1 pseudogene (cut by a window edge) is annotated in these 651 nt (G+C 76.0%); it reads left to right on the forward strand.

The annotated features are described in order from the left end of the window. Positions 1–511, forward strand: a pseudogene (locus tag I59_RS20430) (methyltransferase domain-containing protein); it begins 134 nt to the left of the window's first position. The last annotated feature ends 140 nt before the right edge of the window (positions 512–651 follow it).

A 651-nucleotide genomic window follows, 5' to 3' on the forward strand; every position in this document is an offset into this window, starting at 1 on the left:
TGCGCGGGTGCTCGACCTCGGCTGCGGTGGTGGCGACCTCGCCCGAGCGCTGGTCCGCTGGGCCGCGAGCGACGGCTTCGAGGTCGAGGTCGTCGGGGTCGACCCGGACCCGCGCGCGATCGCCGCGGCGAACCGGTCGCGGACGCGGGGCGTGGTGTTCCACGAGCAGTCGAGCGACGACCTCGTCGCGGCGGGCGAGCGCTTCGACGTCGTGGTGTCGAACCACGTCCTGCACCACCTGGACGACGCCGCACGCTCGACCTTCCTCGCCGACTCGGCCCGGCTCGCGGCCTCGCGCGTGGTGCACTCCGACATCCGGCGTTCCCGGAACGCCTACCGGTCCTACGCGCTGGCGTCGCCACTCGTCGCCGCCGGCACGTTCGTCCGCGTCGACGGACTGCGGTCGATCCGCCGCAGCTTCACCGTCGACGAGCTCCGGCGTGCGCTGCCGGCCGGGTGGGTCGCGGAGGCGGCTGTCCCGCACCGCGTCCTCGCGGTGCGGGACAGCTGATCCGCGAGCGCGGCGCGCCGGCCGCGCGCGGCGGGCCGAGTCTCGGGGTGGGCGACGGATCTCGTGCCGACGGACGCGCGATCCGTCGCGTACCGCGAGTCTCGGGCACGCCCGCCGCACCCGCGAGCAGACGGACGGGA

The organism is Curtobacterium sp. B8 (assembly GCF_000333315.1).
In the GTDB taxonomy this organism is placed as follows: domain Bacteria; phylum Actinomycetota; class Actinomycetes; order Actinomycetales; family Microbacteriaceae; genus Curtobacterium; species Curtobacterium luteum.